This is a genomic window from Thalassospira sp. (assembly GCF_002709775.1).
Lineage (GTDB): Bacteria > Pseudomonadota > Alphaproteobacteria > Rhodospirillales > Thalassospiraceae > Thalassospira.
The window spans coordinates 55,116-77,200 of sequence record NZ_PAQR01000064.1; the positions used below are offsets into that span (position 1 = coordinate 55,116).

Annotated in this window: 18 protein-coding genes; 8 read left to right on the forward strand and 10 right to left on the reverse strand. The window is 55.4% G+C overall.

The window, feature by feature from the left end; genetic code table 11:
• Positions 1-94 precede the first annotated feature (94 nt).
• Together CMO10_RS19240 and CMO10_RS19245 are read left to right on the forward strand one after the other, a co-directional pair.
• Complete coding sequence (locus CMO10_RS19240) at positions 95-856, forward strand: SDR family NAD(P)-dependent oxidoreductase (RefSeq protein WP_297024999.1); 762 nt, start codon at positions 95-97, stop codon at positions 854-856.
• Positions 857-915: 59 nt separating this feature from the next.
• Positions 916-3,078, forward strand: a complete 2,163-nt coding sequence (locus CMO10_RS19245; RefSeq protein WP_297025001.1) for a dihydroxy-acid dehydratase domain-containing protein — start codon at positions 916-918, stop codon at positions 3,076-3,078.
• Between the two features lie 85 nt (positions 3,079-3,163).
• Here the strand turns inward: CMO10_RS19245 and purU are convergent, their stop codons facing one another.
• The 6 genes from purU to CMO10_RS19275 form a co-directional block, all read right to left on the reverse strand.
• Positions 3,164-4,048 carry a formyltetrahydrofolate deformylase gene (purU, locus tag CMO10_RS19250; RefSeq protein ID WP_297025002.1) on the reverse strand — a complete coding sequence of 295 codons (885 nt, stop codon included), beginning with the start codon at positions 4,046-4,048 and terminating at the stop codon, positions 3,164-3,166.
• Between the two features lie 82 nt (positions 4,049-4,130).
• Entirely contained in the window at positions 4,131-5,435 is a 1,305-nt protein-coding gene (glnT, locus tag CMO10_RS19255) for a type III glutamate--ammonia ligase (protein WP_297025004.1), read from the reverse strand.
• 84 nt (positions 5,436-5,519) lie between these two features.
• Positions 5,520-6,848 (reverse strand): FMN-binding glutamate synthase family protein, encoded by a 1,329-nt coding sequence (locus CMO10_RS19260; RefSeq protein WP_297025005.1) that lies wholly within the window; start codon positions 6,846-6,848, stop codon positions 5,520-5,522.
• A gap of 66 nt (positions 6,849-6,914) precedes the next feature.
• Positions 6,915-7,601: a GltB/FmdC/FwdC-like GXGXG domain-containing protein gene (locus CMO10_RS19265; protein ID WP_297025006.1), complete on the reverse strand. Its 687-nt coding sequence runs from the start codon at positions 7,599-7,601 to the stop codon at positions 6,915-6,917.
• Between the two features lie 84 nt (positions 7,602-7,685).
• Positions 7,686-8,582 carry a class II glutamine amidotransferase gene (locus tag CMO10_RS19270; RefSeq protein WP_297025008.1) on the reverse strand — a complete coding sequence of 299 codons (897 nt, stop codon included), beginning with the start codon at positions 8,580-8,582 and terminating at the stop codon, positions 7,686-7,688.
• Between the two features lie 118 nt (positions 8,583-8,700).
• Positions 8,701-9,342: a helix-turn-helix domain-containing protein gene (locus tag CMO10_RS19275; protein WP_044828285.1), complete on the reverse strand. Its 642-nt coding sequence runs from the start codon at positions 9,340-9,342 to the stop codon at positions 8,701-8,703.
• Between the two features lie 459 nt (positions 9,343-9,801).
• Here CMO10_RS19275 and CMO10_RS19280 point away from each other — a divergent pair, with 459 nt between their 5' ends.
• The 5 genes from CMO10_RS19280 to CMO10_RS19300 all read left to right on the forward strand — a co-directional run bounded on the left by CMO10_RS19280 (position 9,802) and on the right by CMO10_RS19300 (position 15,074).
• On the forward strand, positions 9,802-10,935 hold the full coding sequence (locus tag CMO10_RS19280; protein ID WP_297025011.1) for an aminomethyl transferase family protein: 1,134 nt from the start codon (positions 9,802-9,804) through the stop codon (positions 10,933-10,935).
• Positions 10,936-11,016: 81 nt separating this feature from the next.
• Complete coding sequence (locus tag CMO10_RS19285) at positions 11,017-11,628, forward strand: dimethylamine monooxygenase subunit DmmA family protein (protein ID WP_297025012.1); 612 nt, start codon at positions 11,017-11,019, stop codon at positions 11,626-11,628.
• Positions 11,625-12,590 (forward strand): PDR/VanB family oxidoreductase, encoded by a 966-nt coding sequence (locus CMO10_RS19290; protein WP_297025014.1) that lies wholly within the window; start codon positions 11,625-11,627, stop codon positions 12,588-12,590. The genes CMO10_RS19285 and CMO10_RS19290 overlap by 4 nt, the downstream gene beginning before the upstream one ends.
• A 14-nt stretch (positions 12,591-12,604) precedes the next feature.
• Positions 12,605-13,645: a heme-dependent oxidative N-demethylase family protein gene (locus CMO10_RS19295; protein ID WP_297025016.1), complete on the forward strand. Its 1,041-nt coding sequence runs from the start codon at positions 12,605-12,607 to the stop codon at positions 13,643-13,645.
• Positions 13,646-13,712: 67 nt separating this feature from the next.
• The gene (locus CMO10_RS19300; protein ID WP_297025017.1) at positions 13,713-15,074 is read left to right on the forward strand and encodes an NAD(P)-binding domain-containing protein; all 1,362 of its coding nucleotides are present in this window, start codon (positions 13,713-13,715) and stop codon (positions 15,072-15,074) included.
• A 126-nt stretch (positions 15,075-15,200) separates the two neighbouring features.
• On the opposite strand, the gene CMO10_RS19305 is transcribed toward CMO10_RS19300, so the two are convergent.
• The 4 genes from CMO10_RS19305 to CMO10_RS19320 form a co-directional block, all read right to left on the reverse strand.
• Positions 15,201-17,585 (reverse strand): DUF1989 domain-containing protein, encoded by a 2,385-nt coding sequence (locus CMO10_RS19305; protein WP_297025019.1) that lies wholly within the window; start codon positions 17,583-17,585, stop codon positions 15,201-15,203.
• A gap of 247 nt (positions 17,586-17,832) precedes the next feature.
• Complete coding sequence (locus tag CMO10_RS19310; RefSeq protein ID WP_008892021.1) at positions 17,833-17,997, reverse strand: hypothetical protein; 165 nt, start codon at positions 17,995-17,997, stop codon at positions 17,833-17,835.
• A gap of 36 nt (positions 17,998-18,033) precedes the next feature.
• Positions 18,034-19,380 (reverse strand): ammonium transporter, encoded by a 1,347-nt coding sequence (locus CMO10_RS19315; protein WP_008892022.1) that lies wholly within the window; start codon positions 19,378-19,380, stop codon positions 18,034-18,036.
• Between the two features lie 293 nt (positions 19,381-19,673).
• A complete protein-coding gene (locus tag CMO10_RS19320; protein ID WP_297025023.1) occupies positions 19,674-20,684 on the reverse strand; it encodes a GlxA family transcriptional regulator in 1,011 nt (336 codons plus the stop codon).
• Between the two features lie 138 nt (positions 20,685-20,822).
• Here CMO10_RS19320 and CMO10_RS19325 point away from each other — a divergent pair, with 138 nt between their 5' ends.
• Complete coding sequence (locus tag CMO10_RS19325) at positions 20,823-22,076, forward strand: sarcosine oxidase subunit beta family protein (protein WP_472910369.1); 1,254 nt, start codon at positions 20,823-20,825, stop codon at positions 22,074-22,076.
• The last annotated feature ends 9 nt before the right edge of the window (positions 22,077-22,085 follow it).

Here is a 22,085-nt window from a genome sequence, read left to right on the forward strand (position 1 = left end):
AATCAAAAGTTGATTTATCGCTGTTTTCGGTGTGGTGCGCTGCAATATTTAATTCATTCACCTAAAATAATATGAAGAAGAGACAGGGAACGTTATGACAGCGAGTTATCACGACATTGACGGTAAATCAGTGCTTGTAACCGGCGGTGCATCCGGGATCGGGGCTTCCATGGTCCGGGCGTTCTGCGCGCAGGGGGCACGGGTCGGGTTCTTTGATATCGATGATGACGCGGCGCAAAAGCTCATTACCTCTATCCAGGATGAATACGGTGTCACGCCGGTGTACCGATCCTTTGATCTTCGCAAGCAACCCGCGATTCCGGACGCCATTCGCGATCTGACGGTCGAGATCGGGCCGATTGATGTTCTGGTAAACAATGCCGCCCGTGATGACCGGCACGCCCCGGAAGATGTCGGTCCGGACCAATGGCGCGAAGGACTGGATGTCAATCTGAGCCATCATTTCTTTTGCGCGCGTGCGGTGGCACCAGCCATGAAAGAGAAGGGCCGTGGCAGCATCATTAATTTCAGTTCCGTCAGTTATTTGATGGGCCTGCCCGATCTGGTTGCCTATGAAACGGCAAAGGCCGGCATTATCGGCCTTACCCGCGCCTTGGCGCGCGATTGGGGGGCGGATGGTATTCGGGTCAATGCGGTGACGCCGGGATGTATCATGACCCAGCGCCAGCTTGATCTATGGATTTCGCCCGAAGATGAAGAACGCATTCAGGAGCAGCAATGCCTTAAGCGTCGACTGATTGGTGATGATGTCGCGCAAATGGTGCTGTTTCTGGCATCTGACGTTTCATCGGCTTGCACGTCGCAGAATTTCATTGTGGATGGTGGCATCGTCTGATCCGACGTCTTGATGGATTTGGTTTCAAATCCGCCATTCAAACCCGGGATATTGCTATCATGGCGTCAATAGGTTCACAGGCTTCGCCGATCATTATCGATGAAAAGGCCAATCCATATCGTGATTGCATTCAGGGGTTGGCAAATCAGCCAATTACCGTAGTTCGGCTTTTGCGCGATGCCGTGAATGAAAATCCTGCCATCGTCCGGGGGCGAAATTTTGTCGTTCCCGAAATCCGCGAGGTTGTCGGACGACTGGTTGAAAACCGTCCGCGCGTCGCGATCATAGGCGGTGCACCTGATCATCCGGCCCATCTTCTTGATCGACCACAAGCGCTTATGGCGGCCATGCGCATCTGGGAAATGGGCGGGGTGCCGTTCCTGTTTCATGTTCCGGTGATTTGCGATGGCACAGCGCAAAACAATATCGGCCAAAGCTATTCACTGGCATCACGTAACCATACGGCAGCGGCGGTCAATATCACCTTTGAAGGGCACAGTTATCATGCGGCCTATGTGATTGCCGGTTGCGACAAGTCGCCTGCGGCGGTGGTTGCTGGTCTGGCTTCTGCGGATCACGCACGCGCCTGGCGCGGGGATCAGGCGCCAGTCTGGGCCGTGTTTGCGCCGTCGCATGTTCTTAAGGGCGGTGAAATCCCCGATGGCACGCGCCGGTTGCTCGACAAGATCGCGGATGACGCGGACGCCGCAGGACATGATGACCTTGGCGCTGATATCCGCGAAAACATGCGTTACATCCTGCAATGCACATCGGACGAAGCCTTTGCCGGGTTGCTTGAACGTGCCCGGTTGCTTGGCATCATTGACGATGCGTTGGAGCGTCGCGTGCTTGATGAGTTGGCAACTGCGACCTGTGACTCCAAAGGCGGGATTTGTGCCTTTAACGGTACCGGCAATTCGTCGCGCACCATACTGGCGGCATTCGGTCTGACCCCGCCGGAACTTGAATTGCTGACCGATGTCCCACCCTATGAGGCCGTGGCGGCAGGGGTCGATGCGCTGTTTGGGGTGTTCAACAAACCGCAATATGCGATTGGCTATTTGCTCAATGCCAATTTTGCCAATTTCGTGCGCATTCACAATGCCACCGGCTCAAGTAGCAACATGCTTTTGCATTTGCCTTTCATGATGCGTTATGCGGGTTTTGATATCTCGATCGACGATTATCAGGACGTCCGCACCCAAACCCCGGTGCCGGAAATTTTCGCCCATAGTCTGACGGAAAATCGTGACACCTTTGTTCTGGCCCAGCAAATGGCCGAGGGCAAAAATCGCGGTATGGAAAGCATCTATCGCATTCTTGCCGACCTTGGTGTTGCGATGGATCTTGATGCGCCGACCATCCTTGGGAAGAGCTGGGCAGAACGGATTGCCAATCTTGAAAACCCGGTCGATCTTTCGCTTGGGGATGCGTCGGTCATTCGTGCCAATCCGGTCAGGCAGCGATCTGGCGTTGATGTGCTAAGTGGCAGTTTCTTTGAGAATTGCGCGGTCAAGACATCTGGCATGAGTGACCGGTTGCTATCGCATTTCGACGATCATGTTTTCATCGTGCGCTATTACGAAAACGAACATGTATGTAATGCGGACTTTGCATCACCCGATTTGATCACGCGTCTGATGGAAACCGATGGCGTTGACGAAGACCTGATTGCCTCAGTCGTTCGGCGCAATGGCGGAAACCGTGTTGATTTGAATGCGCCCAAGGATCTGCTTGAACAGGGGTATTTGTCCTTTGCGTTTGTGATTGGCGGGCAGGGGCCGGAAGCCTATGGCATGCCGGAAATGTTTTCCCCGTCACAGAATTTGCGCCATCACCGCATTCTGGAAGCATCATCGATGTTGATCACCGATGGGCGTTATTCCGGCGTGACCAAAGGTGCGTGTATCGGGCATATGGTGCCGGAAGCCTTTGCCGGTGGTGCCATCGGTTATCTCAAGGATGGTGATGTGCTGCGTCTTGATCTGACCAAACTTACGCTTGATTGGCTTGATCCCGAGGCGTTCCGGAATGGGGCGGAGCGGCCATCAAGCCCCCGTGATTTCGCGAACCGAAAACCGATATTTGATGCGCGCTTCAAGCGCATGGCGGACCGCCAATGTGATATCGCGGCAAGTAATGTGCTGGATGGGATTGGCAACGCTGCGCGCGGGATCGTGCCGCGTGCGGTGGATCGTCGCGCCACCAAGTCCTGGCGTTAGGTGCGCAGACTTCATGCACCAGAACGCAAAACGCCCCGAACCAAATCTGGCCGGGGCGTTTTTGATTGGTGTATCGGCCGATGACTTAGCCCATGCGCTCCGATGCGTAGCTTCCCGGGCTTGGCGGGAAGACGATGGTGCGGTTGCCGTTGATGAAGGAACGGTGGTGGATATGGGCATGGACCGCACGTGCCAGAACCTGACTTTCGACGTCACGACCGATCGATACATAATCGGCCGAGTTCTGGGCATGCGTGATGCGCGCAATATCCTGTTCAATGATCGGGCCTTCATCAAGGTCGGCGGTCACGTAATGTGCGGTCGCCCCGATCAGTTTGACCCCGCGCTCATAGGCCTGACGGTACGGGTTCGCACCCTTGAAGCTTGGCAGGAAGGAATGGTGGATATTGATGATCTTGCCGCTCATCTTCTTGCACAGGCTGTCAGACAGAACCTGCATGTAGCGGGCAAGGACGATCAGTTCGACATCATAGTCGGACACCAGATCGAGAAGCTTTTTCTCGGCTTCGGGTTTGTTGTCCTTGGTCACCACGATGTGGTGGAAGGGGATGTCGTGATTAACAACAACCTTCTGATAATCAAGGTGGTTTGACACCACGCCGACAATATCAATCGGCAGTGCGCCGATTTTCCAGCGATACAAAAGATCGTTCAGGCAATGGCCAAAGCGCGACACCATCAGAAGAACTCTCATCTTTTCCGAGCTGTCATGGATCTGGAACTGCATGCCAAGTTCTGCTGCCGGAGCTTCAAAGCCCTTGATGAGGGTGTTCTGATCAACGCCTTCTTCACTGACGAAGGCAACCCGCATGAAGAACAGACCGGTTTCCTGGTCGTCAAACTGGGAGCTATCAGTAATGTTGCAGCCATGTGCGGCCAAATAGGTCGAAATAGCGGCAACCACCCCGCGCTGGGAGTCGCAGGAAACAGTCAGAACGTAGCTTTTCATCGCGTCTGGCTTTCTCGTTTGGAATAATCAAAAATTGCCCGGCCCCGTCCATCGGGGAAGAAGATGAGGCCGGGCAGAAACACTAAATATCAAGTGTGTTCTCACGTTCCCAGCGGGAAAAGTGAGAAACATAAGAATTCCACTCGGTTTGCTTGAGTTTAAGATAGGCACTTGAGAATTCCTTACCCATCGCCAGCTGCAATTCTTCGTTCGCGCCCATCTCGCGCAGGGCATCAAGCAAGTTCAGCGGCAGACGCGGCGCATCCTTGATCGAATGACCTTCCTGATACATGTCGATGTCGTAATGCGGTCCCGGATCGGCATTGGTCGCCATGCCATCCAGACCAGCGGCAATGATCACGGCCTGAAGCAGATACGGGTTGGTTGCACCGTCAGGCAGGCGCAATTCAAAGCGGCCCGGCCCCGGGACACGCACCATGTGGGTCCGGTTGTTGCCGGTCCAGGTCACTGTGTTTGGGGCCCAGGTTGCACCTGACATGGTGCGCGGTGCGTTGATGCGCTTATAGGAATTAACGGTCGGGTTGGTAATCACCGCCATGGCCGAGGCATGCTTCATGATGCCGCCAAGGAAATGCTTGCCCTTGGCAGACAGACCAAACGGCATGTCATTATCGGCAAAGGCATTGCTGCCTTCGTTGTCCCAGACCGAAACATGGCAGTGGCAGCCATTGCCGGTCAGACCCGGGAAGGGCTTGGGCATGAAGGTTGCGCGCAGGCCGTGTTTTTCGGCAATCGATTTGACCATGAATTTGAAGAAGGAATGCTTGTCCGCGGTTTTAAGCGCGTCATCGAATTCCCAGTTCATTTCAAACTGGCCATTGGCGTCTTCGTGGTCGTTCTGATACGCACCCCAACCGAGTTCGAGCATATAGTCGCAAATCTCGGCAATGACGTCATAGCGGCGCATGACGGCCTGCTGGTCATAGCACGGCTTTTCTGCCGTATCGGCCGGGTCGGAGATTTCCGAACCATCGGTGGTGATCAGGAAGAATTCCGCCTCGACCCCGGTTTTGACATTCAGGCCAAGCTCGGCTGCCTTGGCGATTTGAGCCTTGAGCACATTACGCGGTGCCTGTTCGACCGGCGAGCCTTCCATGATGCAATCTGCAGCAACCCAGGCGACTTCCGGTTTCCAGGGCAGCTGGATGACAGAATCCGGATCCGGAATGGCAAACATGTCGGGGTGGGCCGGGCTCAGGTCAAGCCAGGTGGCGAAACCGGCAAAGCCCGCACCTTCTTCCTGCATGTCGGCAATTGCCTGGGTCGGAACAAGTTTGGCGCGCTGTCCGCCAAACAGGTCGGTAAAGCTGATCATGAAGTATTTGATGCCGCGTTCCCGGGCAAAGGCTGATAGATCCTTGGTCATCGAAGTCCCCTGACGAATTCTTTGCGGTGCCATCGGCCTTCCGGCACGCGCAAGCACGTGCCGAGCCGACGGTTCGGTTATGGTTTAGAAGCCTCCCTGTCCGGGAACCCAGTTGGTCCCGGCGAGCGGTACACCAGCCATGGCGGCCGCTTCGATATTCAGTGCGCAGAGATCCTCGGGTTCGAGGTTGTGCACATGATTTTTGCCGCAGGCGCGCGCAATTGTTTGCGCTTCAAGTGTCATGACCTTCAGGTAGTTGGCCAGTCGCCGTCCGGCGGCGATCGGGTCAACCCGTTTCATCAGGTCGGCATCCTGTGTCGTGATGCCTGCGGGATCACGGCCTTCATGCCAGTCGTCATAGGCACCGGTGGTGGTGCCAAGTTCGTTATATTCTGCTTCCCATTTCGGGTCGTTGTCACCGATGGCGACAAGCGCCGCAGTCCCGATGGAAACCGCATCGGCCCCAAGGGCAAGCGCCTTGGCAACGTCGGCACCATTGCGGATACCACCCGAAACGATCAGCTGTACTTTGCGGTGCATGCCCATGTCTTGCAATGCTTTTACCGCCGGGCGGATGCAGGCAAGGGTCGGCTGACCGACATGTTCGATAAAGACTTCCTGGGTGGCGGCTGTGCCGCCTTGCATGCCATCAAGCACGATGACATCGGCACCGGCCTTGACTGCAAGGGCGACGTCATAATAGGGGCGTGCGCCACCAACCTTGATGAAGATCGGCTTTTCCCAGTCGGTGATTTCGCGGATTTCCTGAATTTTGATCTCAAGATCATCCGGGCCGGTCCAATCGGGATGACGGCAGGCTGAACGCTGATCAATACCCATCGGCAGGTTGCGCATTTCCGCAACGCGATCCGAGATCTTCTGACCCAGCAGCATGCCGCCGCCGCCCGGTTTTGCGCCCTGACCAATGACGATTTCAATCGCATCGGCACGTTTGAGATCGCGCGGGTTCATACCATAGCGTGACGGCAGATATTGATAAACAAGCTGGGTGGAATGGCCGCGCTCTTCCTCGGTCATGCCGCCGTCGCCCGTCGTGGTCGATGTGCCAGCTGCCGATGCGCCGCGTCCAAGGGCTTCCTTGGCCGGACCGGAGAGGGAGCCAAAGCTCATGCCAGCAATGGTGATCGGAATTTTAAGTTCGATCGGTTTCTTGGCAAAACGGGTGCCGAGCGTGACAGCGGTTTCGCATTTCTCGCGGTATCCTTCGAGCGGATAACGCGACATGGAGGCACCAAGGAACAGCAGGTCATCAAAATGCGGGACCTTGCGTTTGGCACCGCCACCGCGGATGTCATAAATGCCGGTGGCTGCTGCACGCCGGATTTCCGAAAGGGTGTAATCATCAAACGTTGCCGATTTGCGCGGCGTCGTAACGGGATTTTTGTAAGTCATAGTCTGATCCTGTCTTTGGGCTGAAGCGCGCGGAGTGTTCGTCCGTGCGGCGTTCAGCGTGCCGCATCAATAGGCGTCGAAATTGTCGACATTGAAGTTGTAAAGCGTTCTGGCCGAGCCATAGCGGGTGAATTCCTCGGGCTTCACATCGGTGATGCCGGCATCCGCAAGAAGCTTGGTCAGGAGCTCGATATGCTCGGGGCGCATTTCCTTTTTCTCGCAATCGGCACCAAGGCTTTTGACCGTGCCGCGCACAAAAAGGCGCGCTTCATAAAGGGAATCACCAAGCGCATCACCGGCATCGCCCAGAACAACAAGGTTGCCCGATTGCGCCATGAAGGCCGACATGTGACCGATATTGCCTTTGACGACGATATCGACGCCCTTCATCGAAATGCCGCAGCGCGAGGACGCATTGCCTTCGATCACCAGCAATCCGCCATGGGCGGTGGCGCCGGCATACTGGCTGGCATCGCCCTTGATCACGACTTTGCCCGACATCATGTTTTCCGCCACACCCGGACCGGCATTGCCCTTGACCGTGATGGTGGCCTGTTCGTTCATGCCCGCACAGTAATAGCCGACACTGCCATCAATCGTGACATTGACAGGTGCGTCGATGCCAACAGCAACGGCATGCGAGCCACGCGGATTGGTGACTTCGAAATCTTCGGCAGGACCACTTTTATCAAGCGCATGAAGCGCCTGATTGAGCGCGCGCAGTTCGGTGGTTGCAAGATCAAACACTGGCATGTGTGTTCCTTCCTCAATTGACCGCGAAACATCTTGCGGTCGGGTCGGTGCGCGCATCGCAGCAGCCGACAGGGTTCGTGTTAATCAGTGTTCCCAGAAATAGACCGTGGCCGGTTCGGGTTCCCAGACCTTGGCGTCTTCGATGCCCGGCAGGTTGACCAGCGCCCGGTATTCAGACCCGAATGCGACATAGGCATCGGTTTCCGCCATCACCGCCGGTTTGCAGGCAATCGGATCGCGCACAACGCCAAAGCCCGATTTGGTGCCAACGACAAAGGTGAAGAAGCCATCAAGGTCATCAAGCGCACTGGTCAGTGCCTCGCCCAGGTTCTTGCCCTTGGCCATTTCGCCAGTCAGATAGGCCGCAGCGACCTCTGAATCGTTTTGGGTTTCAAGGCGGATGCCTTCGCGCGTCAATTCGCGCCGAAGGTTGTTATGGTTCGACAGCGAACCATTATGCACAAGGCACTGGTCCGATCCGGTCGAGAAGGGGTGAGCCCCAAGGGTAGTCACCGCACTTTCGGTTGCCATGCGGGTATGGCCGATGCCGTGCGTGCCGGTCATATCGGAAATCTTGAAGCGCTCAAGAACGTCCTTGGGCAGGCCGACTTCCTTGTAAATCTCCATCACCGAACCGGTGCCCATGACACGGACATCAGGACGGAGTTCTTCAAGAGCAGTACGGGTCGCCTCAAGCTGATCGCTTGAAACCGTGATGACCGCATGGGTGCTTTTGGGCAGGATCGATGCGTTTGTGATCCCAGCCTTGCGCAGGTCTTCGGTCAGTCCGGCAAAATCTGTTTCCGGGTCCGGAGACTGGATCGTGAGTTTGACCAGATTATTCTGGTCCGCACCATAAATTGCGATGCCCGCGCTATCGGGACCACGGTCGGTCATGGTCACCAGCATATCGGACAGCAACGCACCGAGCTGTGGTTCCAGACTTTTATCTTTAAGGAATAAACCAACAATGCCGCACATGGCAGGACAGTCTCCATTCTGTTTCTGAAATGGAGACTACCTGTTCGCGATTGCGGAATCAACTATGAAGAATAAAAATTTCTTCTGAGTGAATTGATGTTTTCACTCTGGTGAAGCTTTATCCCCGGGCAGGATAGCAGATGATTGACAGGTAACGTATTGGAAATGAAAGAAGTTCTTCCGGTCCGTGGCGAGCGTCTGCATCAAAGAACAGGCTGTCGCCTTCTTTCATGTAGTACAGCTGATCGCCATGGCGGTAGCGTACTTCACCCTCAAGCAAATAGATGAATTCCATGCCTTCATGCTGGAAGGCGGGGAAGCTGCTCGACTCCTCGGTAAGGGTCAGCAAATAGGGCTCCACGACCACGCCGCTGGTGTTGTTATCGATATGACCGAGCAGGTTATATTCATGCCCTGCACGCGTGCCGCGCCGTTCAATTGCAACACCTTCGCCCGATTTCACAAACACCGCATTGCGCGGTTCTTCATATCGGCGGAAGAAATCTGTTAGTGGCACACCCAGTGCGCTTGCCAGGGCCTGAAGCGAGGTCAGGGAGGGCGAGGTCACGCCGTTTTCGATCTTGGACAGCATCCCCATCGAGATGCCTGTCGCCGATGCCAGATCAGAAATCGTGATACCCAGTTTCTTGCGCAGCGCGCGGACTTCATGGCCGATGGCGATTTCGAGATTGTTTTCCTTGGGTTCACGAAGGGCGTGCGGGTCCTGGGTAAGGGCTGCGGGTTTGCTCTTGGTGTCCATGCCTGATCCTTGGTTGCTCGTGGCGTCGGTCTGCGGTGCTTGCTTTGTCGTGGTCTGTGCCATGCTGGCTTGCCTCCGTCACCGGTTCTGTCCCGGTGCGGGTCCTGCTCGTTTCTGGTTTCCTCAATCGGTCGCTTGGTGCGGCCTGCTTTTATGTTGGTCGCATATGTGCGGGGTCTTTGCCCCTTTGATTGGCATATACGCCATAGGCATGACTTACACTGGCAGGAAATATTTATCAACTGCGGGGAAAATATAATTGCCAATTTCCTATACTGATGACGTTCCGTGAAGTTGCTGCAATGCCGCAGAAAATAGCCTTTGAGGAATAAAATTTGAATAAAATGAAAAATAATTATTGCGTTCGCGAACAAGTTAACGCCAGAATAATGGAACAAAATAAGCCAGTGTTAGCGCGCTGATTGTGCGCAAAGGCGATCATATCAGGAGGCCATCACTATGACTGCGAGCTGGAGATTTTCAGCCCTTGCCGATCGGCATCGTGCGCTTGGTTCCAATCTGGAAGACTGGAGCGGTATGGGCACCGCCTGGACCTACGACAAGGACTGGGATGAGGAATATGTCGCGATCCGCACCAAAGCCGGGATCATGGATGTTTCCGGTCTGAAAAAGGTTCACATCACCGGCGCGCATGCCTCCCACGTCATCGACTATGCCACCACGCGCAACGTCGAAAAGATTTATCCCGGCAAGTCGGTTTATGCCTGCATGCTCAATGATCAGGGCAAGTTCACCGATGACTGTGTGATTTATCGCATGGGGCCGAATTCATGGATGGTTGTCCATGGATCGGGCACCGGACATGAAGAACTGACCATGGCGGCTGTCGGTCGTGATGTGTCGGTTCGGTTTGATGACAACCTTCATGACTTGTCGCTTCAGGGGCCGCTTGCGGTCGATTATCTGGCGGAATATGTGCCGGGCATTCGCGATCTTGCGTATTTCCATCATATGCAGACCCAGCTGTTTGGTCTGCCGGTAATGATCTCGCGGACCGGTTATACCGGTGAACGCGGTTATGAGATTTTCTGTCGTGGTCAGGATGCCGGGGTGATCTGGGATCGTATCGTTGCCGAAGGCAAGGATATGGGCATCATCCCGACCCGTTTTACCACGCTTGATATGCTGCGTGTTGAAAGCTACCTGCTGTTTTATCCTTACGATAACTCGCAGATGTATCCGTTCGAAAATGAAGGTCCGGGCGATACCCTTTGGGAGCTTGGTCTTGATTTCACCGTAAGCCCCGGCAAAACCGGTTTCCGCGGTGCCGAGGAACATTATCGTCTCAAGGGCAAGGAACGCTTCAAGATCTTTGGCATCCTGTTTGATGGCAAGGAAGTTCCGGCCGAAGGGGCCGAAGTGTTCAAGGACGGAACCAAGGTCGGTGTCGTGACCTGTGCGATGTATTCACCGCTTAAGGATCAGACGATGGCGATTGCCCGCCTGGTGGTTGATTGCGCCGAACAGGGTGTGCGCCTTGAGGTGACTGGTGAAAAAGGCATGCTCGGCGGAATGGCTCATACCATGCCATTTGACGACCCCAAAAAATTGAAAAGAACAGCCAAGGGTTAAGCAGGATGACCGGGGGCTGTCAGAGGCCCCCGGATCGTCGCCTGATCCTTGTGGTTTCTGACAGAATGGGACCCTGCTACCATGTCTGAGAGTATCATCGAAGAAAGCATTCTTTCCCGTCCGACTTATGGCACGCTTAAAATCGTGCCGGGTCTGGCGCATTATTTCCTGGCTGATGCATCCGGTGCCGAATGTGTTATTCGCGTTGTGCAGGAACTGCCGCGCGACATGATGGACAAGGTACATATCCTGTATGTGCCGACCCCGGGCGAAGCAGCCCTTATCACATCGCTTTATGCACTGGGTGCCAACCGGTTCGAACATTTCCCGACCATTGAAGAGGCCGTCGGAAAGCTGGGCGAATGGCTGTCCGATGCCAAGATGGGCACACAGCTTTATCTTGCCGGGACCGAAGGCCTTGTCGGGCAGGGTGTCGCCAAGGGCGAGGAATGTGGCCTTGATCATACAGCCGTGCAGTGCGAGCACCGCGGCAGTCTGGCCCGGCGTGTTCAGTGCGTTCACTGCAAAACCATGATCGAGGATGTCACCACCCAGCCGGTCAAATGTCCGTCCTGTGAATTGCTGTTGTTTGTCCGCGATCACTATTCGCGTCGTCTGGCAGCATTTCAGGGGGTCTGCATCAATGCCGAAGACCCGACCGAGGAAATCGAGATCAAGGAGGTGTTCAAATGAGTGCATCCGATCATTTGATTCCGGTTGTCGTCAGCAACGTGGTCGAGGTCAACCCGATCATCAAGCGCTTCGAATTCAAGCATGTGAATGGCGATGAACTGCCGGCCTTCTCCGGCGGCGCACATATCGTGGTCGAGATGCTGGATGACGGCACGAAACGCAAAAATCCATATTCCCTGATGAGCTCGCCGTTCGAGCGCGATCAATATGCGATTTCCGTACGCCGCGACGATACCGGGCGCGGCGGATCGAAATTCATGCATGAACAGGTGCGACCGGGCATGGAGATGAAAATCTCCGCCCCGGTGAACCTCTTCTCGCTCGACCTTCGGGCGAAAAAGCACCTGATGATCGCGGGCGGGATCGGCATCACGCCCTTCATCGCGCAGATGGCGCAGGCTGATAAACTCGGTGTGCCGTTTGAGTTGCACTATGCCGCACGATCGGTATCACAGGCGGCCTATATGGACAGCCTTGCCGATCGGTTTGGTGATCATGTGTCGTGCTATTGCGATGATCAGGGCGAAGGCGTTGATTTCGAAACGCTTCTGTCCAGTCAGCCGTTGGGCACGCATGTTTATGTTTGTGGTCCCAAGGGCATGATCGAACGGGTGGTGGAAACCGCCACGCATTTGGGGTGGCCGGCGGCCCATGTTCATTTCGAACACTTCCTCGCACCACCGGTTGGCGAGCCCTTTGAGGTGCATCTGGTCAAGGCCGGGATTGATATCACCGTGGGGGCCGAGCAAAGCCTGCTTGAGGCGGTCGAGGCATCCGGCACACCGATCAATTGCATGTGCCGTGGCGGGGCCTGTGGTCAGTGCGAAACGGCTGTCGTCGCCTGCGACGGCGAGATCATGCACAACGACCACTGGCTTGATGAAGAACAGCGCGCATCCAAACAGCTGATCATGCCGTGTGTCTCGCGCTTCCGTGGCAAACGCCTAGAACTTGATCTGTAAGGGGGATTTCAGTCATGACAATCCAGTTTAAAGACGAAAGCTTCCGCGGCGATTTTTCCTACGCCAACAGCCCGTCAAACATCCCGCGTTTTCCGTTTCCGTTCCCGGAAGACGAATATATGTATTCCACCAATATCGAGCCACATCATGCCGCGCGTGCCGGTAGTCCGTTTGAAAATGCGTTCGATGTGGATGAGCATTACGTCGCGGAAATGAAGGACCGCGCCCTTGTTCTGGCCGAAGACCCCGGTCGTTGTCAGGCCCTGCCGCATATGGAAACGGCGGGCTGGGATTTCGTCGAGCTGGTGATGGTTTCCAAGGCGCGCGATTATCCCGATCTTTTCAAACTGACCATGGATGGTGATCGCTGGCACTGGATCAACAAACCGCTTCAGATCGACGATACCTTTACCTTTGGTGATAGTTCGACGCTGCCCTGCCACCCGATGGAATATATCGGCCGTCAGGTGCAGGGCGATCACGCCATCCTCGATCAGCGCGATGGCAATCTTTGGCTCGATGCCGGGATCATCACCGCACAAGCTGACTGGTCGCTTGATTTTGATGTCGGCATGAACTTCTTTGAATGGCATGCGCCGGTTCCGCTGGCCCATGAACTGGGCGTGTTTCAGCGCGCATTGAAATTCCTTCTGACCTTGCCGCAGGGACAGCCGTCGCGGCGTCTGAACTGGACGCTCACGGTTAATCCGCGCCTTGATACCAGCCCGGAAAACTATCCTAAATGGGGCCCGGATCGCATGACCGTGACGCCGGAAAATATTGGCGAAAAGGTCCATCTGCGTGTGGAACTTCAGACCTTCTGGCGTCTGCCGCGTTCCAACGCGATCCTGTTTCCGATCCGTACTTATTTGATGGCAATGAACGAAGTCGTGACCCAGCCGAAATGGGCGCGTCGCATTCATCGTGTCATGCGCGATCTGCGCCCGGAACTTGTCGAATACAAGGGGCTGTCGCGCTATCACCCGATCCTGGTCGAGTGGCTTTCACAATTTGACGACGGCGCGCCGACGTCACCGGGGATCTTCCCCGACTAAGCAAGAACGAACCGGCAGAAAGCCGGACGGAGGAGACGCATAACGCTTTTATTGGGGATTTGAGGCTATGACACTTCGTGTTGCAATTATTGGCGCCGGTCCGTCAGGCATGGCGCAGATGCGTGCATTTCAATCTGCAGCAGCCAAAGGGGCCGAAATCCCCGAAATCGTCTGTTTTGAACGTCAGGAAGACTGGGGTGGTTTGTGGAACTACACCTGGCGCACCGGTCTTGATGAATATGGCGAACCGATCCACGGATCGATGTATCGCTATCTGTGGTCAAACGGCCCGAAAGAGTGCCTTGAATTTGCCGATTACACCTTCGAGGAGCATTTCGGCAAACCCATCGCATCCTATCCGCCGCGTGCCGTGATCTGGGATTACATCAAGGGGCGCGTTGAGAGGGCCAATGTGCGTTCATGGGTACGTTTCAGAACCCCGGTCCGCACAGTCGAGTACGATGAAGACAGCCAGACCTTTGCGGTGACATCACATGATCTGAAAAATGATGTGGTTTCGACCGAGGAATTTGATCACGTCATTGTCGCCAATGGTCATTTCTCGACCCCGAATGTGCCGGAATTCCCGGGCTTTGATACCTTTGGCGGGCGCGTTCTGCATGCCCATGACTTCCGCGACGCGCTTGAATTCAAGGGCAAGGATATCCTGCTGATTGGGACGTCCTATTCGGCCGAGGATATCGGATCGCAATGCTATAAATATGGCTGCAAATCCGTCACGGTAAGCCACCGGACAAATCCGATCGGCTTTGACTGGCCCGATAACTGGGCCGAGGTGCCGCTTCTGACCAAGGTTGACGGCAACACCGCCTATTTCAAGGATGGCTCATCACGCGAGGTGGACGCGATCATTCTGTGCACCGGTTATCAGCATTATTTCCCGTTCCTGACCGACGATCTGCGTCTTAAAACCGATAACCGTCTGTGGCCGCTGGGTCTTTATAAAGGTGTCGTCTGGGAAGAAAATCCGAAGATGATGTATCTCGGCATGCAGGACCAGTTCTTTACCTTCAACATGTTTGATGCCCAGGCATGGTTTGCCCGTGACGTCATCATGGGCCGCATTCCCCTGCCATCGAAGGACGAGATGAAGGCCGACAGCCAAGCCTGGCGTGATCGCGAGGAGGGGCTCAAGGACGATCACGACATGATCTGGTTCCAGGGCGATTACACCGCCCATCTGATCGAAATGACGGATTATCCGATGTTCGATATCGAAGGGGTGAACAAGACCTTCGAGGAATGGGAACATGACAAGGCCGATGACATCATGGGCTATCGCAACAAGTCCTACCGGTCGCTGATGACGGGCAATATGTCACCGGCCCATCACACGCCCTGGCTTGAAGAACTTGATGACAGCCTTGAGGCCTATTTGCAGATCGAAAAGAAAACGGCTGCCGAATAGGCAGCCGACGATCAACACTTTCAAAGAAGCGGGCGCAAGCCCGCCGTCTCCCTTAACCAAACTCGCAGTCACCCCCACGGCCGTTATGGCTGCGGGGTTTCTTTTCGGGCTTGGCAGCCACGGTTTCTAGGACCGTGGCTTTTCCTTTTTGGGATCATAATGCGGGAAGACGGTGATGGTTGCAGGCAGGCGGACCATATGACCATCGAGCTTGCCAATCTCAACCTCGGTGCCGATATCGGCATGCGCAATGTCAACACGGGCAAGGGCGATATTCTTGCCCAGAATGGGTGATCGCATCGCACTGGTGATTACGCCGATCTGCGCACGGCCGATATGGACGCAATCGCCATGACCGACCGTGACATTGCTATCAATCTCGATCCCGACCAGCTTGTGCGATGGATGATCCTTGCGCCGGATTAGGGCATCACGACCGATAAAGTCATCTTCCTTGGATTTTAGCGGCACGGTAAAGCCGATCCCGGCTTCGAACGGGTCGGTCTGATCGGAGAACTCGTAATCGGCAAAGATCAGGCCCGCCTCGATCCGGACCATATCAAGGGCGGCCAACCCCATCGGGGTCAAGCCATGTGGTTTGCCTGCCGCCCAGACGGCGTCAAAGACGGTATTGGCGTCCTTGGGGTGGCACCAGACTTCATAGCCTAGCTCGCCGGTATAGCCGGTGCGCGAGACGACAACGGGTGCGCCTTTGGCATCGCCGACCCGGCCGATGGTGAATTTGAACCACTCGACCTCATCCATGGTTGGCTGATGCGGGGGCGTCCAGATCACCTCGCGCAGGATGTCGCGGCTTTTGGGGCCTTGCACAGCGATATTGTGCATCTGATCGGTTGATGAGCGGATCAGGACCTGCAGGCCAAGTTTTTCGGCCTGTTCGCGCAGCCACACACCGCTGTAATCATCGCCGCAAATCCAGCGGAAGTTATCCTGCCCCAGACGCAGCAGCGTGCCATCATCAATCATCCCGCCGTGCGGATAGCACATCGCGGAATAGACAACCTGTCCGATGCCAAGCTTTTTGACATTGCGCGTCAGGCAATATTGCATCAGCGTTTCGCTGTCCGGGCCGGTGATTTCAAACTTACGCAAGGCGGATAGATCAATGACCACGGCCTTTTCACGGCAGGCATAATATTCCTCGATCATGCCATGACCGGTATATTCGTGGGCCAGCCAGAAGCCCTTATATTCGACGAAGTTGCGGGTCAGTTCACTCAGACGCGGATGGAAGGCAGTTTCTTTGGTCATTTTTGCTTCGGCCTCTGCAGTCGGGCGCCAGGCAACGGCATGGGAAAACTTCTCTTTGCCGTCATAGCTTCGGATATGGATATCGGTCGGTTTCCAGGCATTGGCCGCTGATGTGTCATCCGGGCAGGCGGACGAAACACAGACAAGATCTGTCATCGCGCGCAGCAACACATAATCACCCGGACGCGACCAGGGTTGATCGGCATACATCACGCCGTGATCATCAATGCCGGTATTGAAAAAGAAATTGATCGCCATCCATCCCGCACGCGGATCAACGCCAAAGTGCGACAGCGCGCCATTGAAGTTGTCCGTGCAGTTCACATGGCCGGGATAGCCGATATCGTCGTAATATTTCGCCGCACACGCCATGGCAAAGGCGTCATGACGCCCGCAGGTATCCTGAACGACCTCGACCAGCGGGTCCATGTCCTGATCAAAATACTTCCCGTGAAGACCGGGCATTGGATAGGCATGACCCATCAGGGTGCGTGTGGTGGTCACATCCAGCGGGTTCTGAATGCCGCGATCAAGTTTGCGCGCATCAAAGCACTGAAAGTCGGTGCATTGTCGCCCGTCGACATCCAGAATCTGGATGTAATCACCCGCCTTGATTTCATAGGCCTCGGCGGTGGAGGAGTGCACGCGTAAATCCACAACCGGATCGGCCAATGGATCGGGCAGGGCGAAGCTATAGGTATCATGATGATGGGCGCGTTTGATCAGGGCTGTGATCGGTGTCGCCGTATTATGTGCATCAATCTGCATAAGCGGTGCCGGGGCGGCGATGATGACAAATCCATCAAGCTGCACGGTCAGCTCAACCGTATCGCCCGGCGGGCTGGCATTGCCAAACAGCCGGTGCGCCAGACAGGCTTCAAGTTTGATATCGCGTTTGCGCAAGGTCTGGGCGAAACGCACAAGGCTGTCATCAAAGGGATCTGACAGCAAATCCATCAGGCCTTTGGGGGCGCCGTGGGCCAGGGGTTCAAAAATCTCGGGCCTTGGGGCACCACTTGGTGTCAGGCCGATCAGCTCGACCGATTGCATGCCTTCACAGTTGCGCAGTGCCAGTTGATCGCCTTCGCGGACCGCAATCATGATCGCACCACGGCCAGGAATTTCATAGCGTTCGCGATTGCGCGCCATGGCGGTGCGTCCGGCATTGATGATGCGGCTGGGACGTGCGGCGCGTACAGAATGGGGATAGGTTTCCGGCGTTCGGGCGAGATCGATCATTGTGGCCTCGTGCAGTGAATGATCTGAAAGCGGCGGGAAGTCTGATGGCCCGGACAAGCAGGATCAGAGATTGGCCTGTTGTCCCATATGGGCATGCCGGTCAGGCGTGCCAGAGGTAGTTCTTGATATTTGGTCTTTGGCAGAAAGGCAGAGAGGCCAGTTTTGATACTGGCCTCTCGCTGTGTCGGTTGAGCGAAGCAGCACCTTAAGGGTTCAGGGCAGAATGGTCCTGCTTCACACAATCAGATTACATGTCTTTGTATGCTTTGTTCTCGTGAATGGCCATCGAAGCGATGGTCCAGACGCACACGCCAATACCAACAAGCGTGAGAGCCACGAGCAGAGCCGGTTTGTCAGCAAAGGTGAAGTAAGCCTCTGCACCTTCCCAGCTGGTAATCGGAGCTGTGTTCATGTTTCAGTTTCCTTGTTTCGATGTGTCAGAACGAACTTACTCAGCCGGGGTCGGCGAAGTCGGATCGTTGGTGAACGCAGCCGGAACAGAGCTTTCCGGATATGCGCTTACCGGAACTTCAGCCTTGTCGAGGCCAGCCAGCTCTGCGTTTTCAGAAACGCGCAGCAGACCAACAACCTTCAGAACCAGGGACAGAACGTAACCCGGTGCGAAGCCAAGGATCATGAAGACGACAGCACTTGAAAGCTGACCAACGAAGGAGATCTCCGGACCAGCAACGTTCTGGTAACCAGAAGCGAAGATGCCAGCCATAACCAGACCCCAGACGCCGCCAAAGCCGTGAACAGCAACTGCACCAACCGCATCGTCGATTTTGAATTTCTCGACGAGGATGTCGTTGAGTTTCGGCATGACGCAACCGCCGCCGAAGCTGATCAGGAAGGCAAGACCCGGATAGTACAGGTCAAGTGCCGGAGCAGAAGAGATCACACCGATCAGGGCGCCGGACATCATCCAGAACGGATCACGGGTAACCAGATACGCACCGATCATGCCGCCTGCAACGCCCATCAGGGTGTTGAATGCGAATGCCGACAGGGTTGCCGGGGTGTTGTAAATGGTCATCCAGGTGTCGCCGGTATAGATGATGCAGCCGCCAAGGAAGCCGAAGAAGCCCATAACGATAAGCATCAGGCCAATCAGCGACATCGGCATGTTGTGACCGTCGATGTTGTTGACCGTACCATCGGCATTAAAGCGACCGATACGCGGGCCAAGGTTGATCAGAACACCAAGGGTGAAGAAACCAGCAATGGTGTGAACGGCACCCGCCGCACCAACGTCATGCAAGCCCCACTCGGTGGTGAGCCAGCCATCCGGGTGCCAGCCCCAGGATGCGCCAAAGACCCAGACAACCGCACCCAGGAAAAGGGCGAGGATGGTGAAGCCGGAAATACGGATACGTTCGATCACCGAGCCCGACATGATCGAGGCGGTGGTTGCTGCGAACAGCGTGAAGGCCGCATAGAAGATACCCGACGCGTTATCGGTCAGGTTCGGACCCATATATTCGCTCCAGGGCAGGCCTGCCTCGGAACCGTCGGAAATGGTGAAGCCGGTCGGGAACGCAAGATAGATCCACCAGCCGATATAATAGAAGGCCGGGATCAGGAATGCGAAAGCGATCAGGTTTTTCATGCCGGATGCCAGCGCGTTCTTTGCACGCGATGCACCCATTTCGTACGCAAGGAAGCCAGCATGAATTGCAAGCATCAGTGCAGTACACCACCAATAGAATACTTCGGAATTGATGGTCGTTGCCATGCTGAGCGATGCTTCAAGGCTGTCCAGCCTTGCCATCAACTCTGGTACGGATTGTTCCATTTTAGTCTCTCCATCACATAATGCCCCCCGATGGACATTCCTTTTATTAAAAATCAATTCCCTATAGTGAACAAGTTCTAATGTGTTTTTTATTGTGCGACGCAAAAAACATAACAAAAACAGAAGTTTAGAAAATTACAAATTCAAATGCGCGATATTTTGAATAAAAAATAGACGCTGAAAATCACTGCATATCAATTATGCAGATTCGCGGAGTTGTGCCGATTCTGTCGATTTCTCGCGCTGGGATATGCATCCCTCGGTTGGATAGGTTCCGGGGATTTGGGGCGGCGTCAGATGCCGCGTGCCGCGCTTGGCTTCACACCGTAGACGGTTTTGTAGCTACGCGAAAAATGGCTGCTGTTGGAAAAGCCGGTGGCAAAGGCGATCTCGGAAATGGTCAGGGCACTTTGCGTCAGAAGCTTGCGCGCATGTTCAAGCCGTACCTGCCGATAGGTTTCCAGAAACGATTTGCCCAGATGCTGATCAAACAGGCGATCAAGCTGGCGGGTCGAAAGCCGTGCGAAGCGGGCCATTTCATCGCGGGTTTTCGGATCTTCGATGGTGGTTTCCATCTTTTCAAGAACCCGGAGCAATGCCGGATGATGCAGGTTATAGCGTTCGGCAAGCGATGCGCGCTGCGGTCCGCCCGATTGTCCGACCTGGGTGTGCAGATACCAGTCCGATACCCTTGTGGCAAAATCCGACCCAAGGTTTTCGGCAATCATGGCATGCATCATGTCAAGCGGGGCGACACCGCCGCCACAGGTAATGCGATCGCCGTCGATAACAAAGCGCGCACGTTTGGGTTCCAGATCGGGAAACGCTTCGATCAGGGCCGGGGCATGTTCCCAGTGAATGGTGAATTGCCGCTGTCCCAAAAGGCCAGCGGCGGCCAGAACATAAGCCCCGCTTGAAATGCCCCCCATACGCACACCCCAGCGGGCCAGTTTGCGCAAATTGCCGAGCATACCCGGTGCCTGCCATTGCGATGGATGGCCCCCGGCGCAGACAAACAGGGTATGCAGGTTGGTTGGCGCCTGCGCAAGCGGGGTGGTCGGCACCATGGTCCCGGACGAGGACAGGACATTTCCACCGGTCGCCGAATAATTCAGAACCTTGTAGATCGGCTGCCCGGCCAGAAGGTTGGCCGCACGCAGCGGCTCAATCGCCGAGGCATAGGACATCAAGGCAAAGTCAGGCAGCAGCATGAAGCCGATATTCTGCGTTGCCGGAACCGGTTTACTGCCGATCTGCCCGGCGCGCGGGGCGGATGAGGCCGCTGATTGGGTTTCTGATGTCATGATGGCCAATGCCCTGCGATGCGCGACAATTATAATCAGATGTCGCATTTGTGTTATTCGATGTCTTTAATAGACAAGCTGTAATTTGCGCCTCTGTCAAGATTGGTGATACCCGCTTTGGGCAACAGCGAAAGATCGATGATGCGTTATTCAGCCCTGTCATTGCTTGGCAATGCGTTTTCCAAGAACAAGAACTGGAAGCCGGCATGGCGCAATCCGGACCCGAAACCCCATTATGATGTGATCATCGTCGGTGGCGGCGGGCATGGATTGGCAACCGCTTATTACCTGTCAAAAGTGTATGGCGTGCGCAATGTCGCCGTGCTTGAGAAGGGCTATCTCGGATCCGGTAATATCGGGCGCAACACGACGATCATTCGATCCAACTACCTGCTGGAAGGCAACAACCCGTTCTACGAATTTTCGATGAAGCTGTGGGAAGGCCTTGAGCAGGATTTCAATTTCAACGCCATGGTCTCCCAGCGCGGCGTGATCAATCTGTTTCATTCCGATGCCCAGCGCGATGCCTATACTCGTCGCGGCAATGCCATGCGTCTGCATGGGGTGGATGCGGAACTTCTTAATCGCGATCAACTGCGGGAAAAGCTGCCGTTTCTGGACTATGAAAATGCCCGCTTCCCGATCATGGGCGGCCTGATGCAGGCCCGCGGCGGCACGGTACGCCATGATGCGGTCGCCTGGGGCTTTGCCCGCGGGGCCGATCAGAATGGTGTTGATATCATTCAGAATTGCGAAGTCACGGGCATTGACCGCGATGGTGATCAGATCACCGGGGTTCAAACCACGCGCGGTGCGATCAAGTGCAACAAGCTCGCCATGGCAGTGGCGGGTAGTTCAAGCCATGTCGCGAAAATGATCGATATGCGCCTGCCGATTGAAAGCCATGCTTTGCAGGCTTTTGTCTCCGAAGGGTTGAAGCCGTTTGTCGATACGGTCGTGACTTTTGGCGCGGGGCACTTTTATGTGTCGCAATCGGACAAGGGCGGGTTGGTGTTTGGCGGGGATATCGAAGGCTATAACTCCTACGCCCAGCGCGGCAACCTTGCCAATGTTGAACATGTGGCCGAGGCTGGCATGGCGATGATCCCGGCATTGTCGCGGGTGCGCATCTTGCGCAGCTGGGGCGGGATCATGGATATGAGCATGGATGGATCGCCGATCATGGATCGCACTCATCTGTCGAACCTCTATTTCAATGGCGGCTGGTGCTATGGCGGGTTCAAGGCGACCCCGGCATCGGGTTACTGCTTTGCGCATTTGCTCGCGACCGACACGCCACATGAAACAGCAACCGCGTTTCGCATGGACCGTTTTGCGCGCGGTTATCTTCTGGATGAAAAGGGCGTTGGCGCCCAAGCCAACCTGCATTGAGGAAATTTG

Excerpts from the sequence above, each read along its gene's own strand:
- CMO10_RS19305 (WP_297025019.1), bottom strand. The coding sequence starts at position 17,585 with ATGATCGATCTCGCCCGAACGCCGGAAACCTATCCCCATTCTGTACGC.
- CMO10_RS19275 (WP_044828285.1), bottom strand. The coding sequence starts at position 9,342 with ATGGACACCAAGAGCAAACCCGCAGCCCTTACCCAGGACCCGCACGCC.
- CMO10_RS19320 (WP_297025023.1), bottom strand. The coding sequence starts at position 20,684 with ATGACATCAGAAACCCAATCAGCGGCCTCATCCGCCCCGCGCGCCGGG.
- CMO10_RS19285 (WP_297025012.1), top strand. The coding sequence starts at position 11,017 with ATGTCTGAGAGTATCATCGAAGAAAGCATTCTTTCCCGTCCGACTTAT.
- CMO10_RS19310 (WP_008892021.1), bottom strand. The coding sequence starts at position 17,997 with ATGAACACAGCTCCGATTACCAGCTGGGAAGGTGCAGAGGCTTACTTC.
- CMO10_RS19315 (WP_008892022.1), bottom strand. The coding sequence starts at position 19,380 with ATGGAACAATCCGTACCAGAGTTGATGGCAAGGCTGGACAGCCTTGAA.
- CMO10_RS19270 (WP_297025008.1), bottom strand. The coding sequence starts at position 8,582 with ATGTGCGGCATTGTTGGTTTATTCCTTAAAGATAAAAGTCTGGAACCA.
- CMO10_RS19325 (WP_472910369.1), top strand. The coding sequence starts at position 20,823 with ATGATGCGTTATTCAGCCCTGTCATTGCTTGGCAATGCGTTTTCCAAG.
- glnT (WP_297025004.1), bottom strand. The coding sequence starts at position 5,435 with ATGACCAAGGATCTATCAGCCTTTGCCCGGGAACGCGGCATCAAATAC.
- CMO10_RS19280 (WP_297025011.1), top strand. The coding sequence starts at position 9,802 with ATGACTGCGAGCTGGAGATTTTCAGCCCTTGCCGATCGGCATCGTGCG.
- purU (WP_297025002.1), bottom strand. The coding sequence starts at position 4,048 with ATGAAAAGCTACGTTCTGACTGTTTCCTGCGACTCCCAGCGCGGGGTG.
- CMO10_RS19295 (WP_297025016.1), top strand. The coding sequence starts at position 12,605 with ATGACAATCCAGTTTAAAGACGAAAGCTTCCGCGGCGATTTTTCCTAC.
- CMO10_RS19245 (WP_297025001.1), top strand. The coding sequence starts at position 916 with ATGGCGTCAATAGGTTCACAGGCTTCGCCGATCATTATCGATGAAAAG.
- CMO10_RS19290 (WP_297025014.1), top strand. The coding sequence starts at position 11,625 with ATGAGTGCATCCGATCATTTGATTCCGGTTGTCGTCAGCAACGTGGTC.
- CMO10_RS19240 (WP_297024999.1), top strand. The coding sequence starts at position 95 with ATGACAGCGAGTTATCACGACATTGACGGTAAATCAGTGCTTGTAACC.
- CMO10_RS19260 (WP_297025005.1), bottom strand. The coding sequence starts at position 6,848 with ATGACTTACAAAAATCCCGTTACGACGCCGCGCAAATCGGCAACGTTT.
- CMO10_RS19265 (WP_297025006.1), bottom strand. The coding sequence starts at position 7,601 with ATGCCAGTGTTTGATCTTGCAACCACCGAACTGCGCGCGCTCAATCAG.
- CMO10_RS19300 (WP_297025017.1), top strand. The coding sequence starts at position 13,713 with ATGACACTTCGTGTTGCAATTATTGGCGCCGGTCCGTCAGGCATGGCG.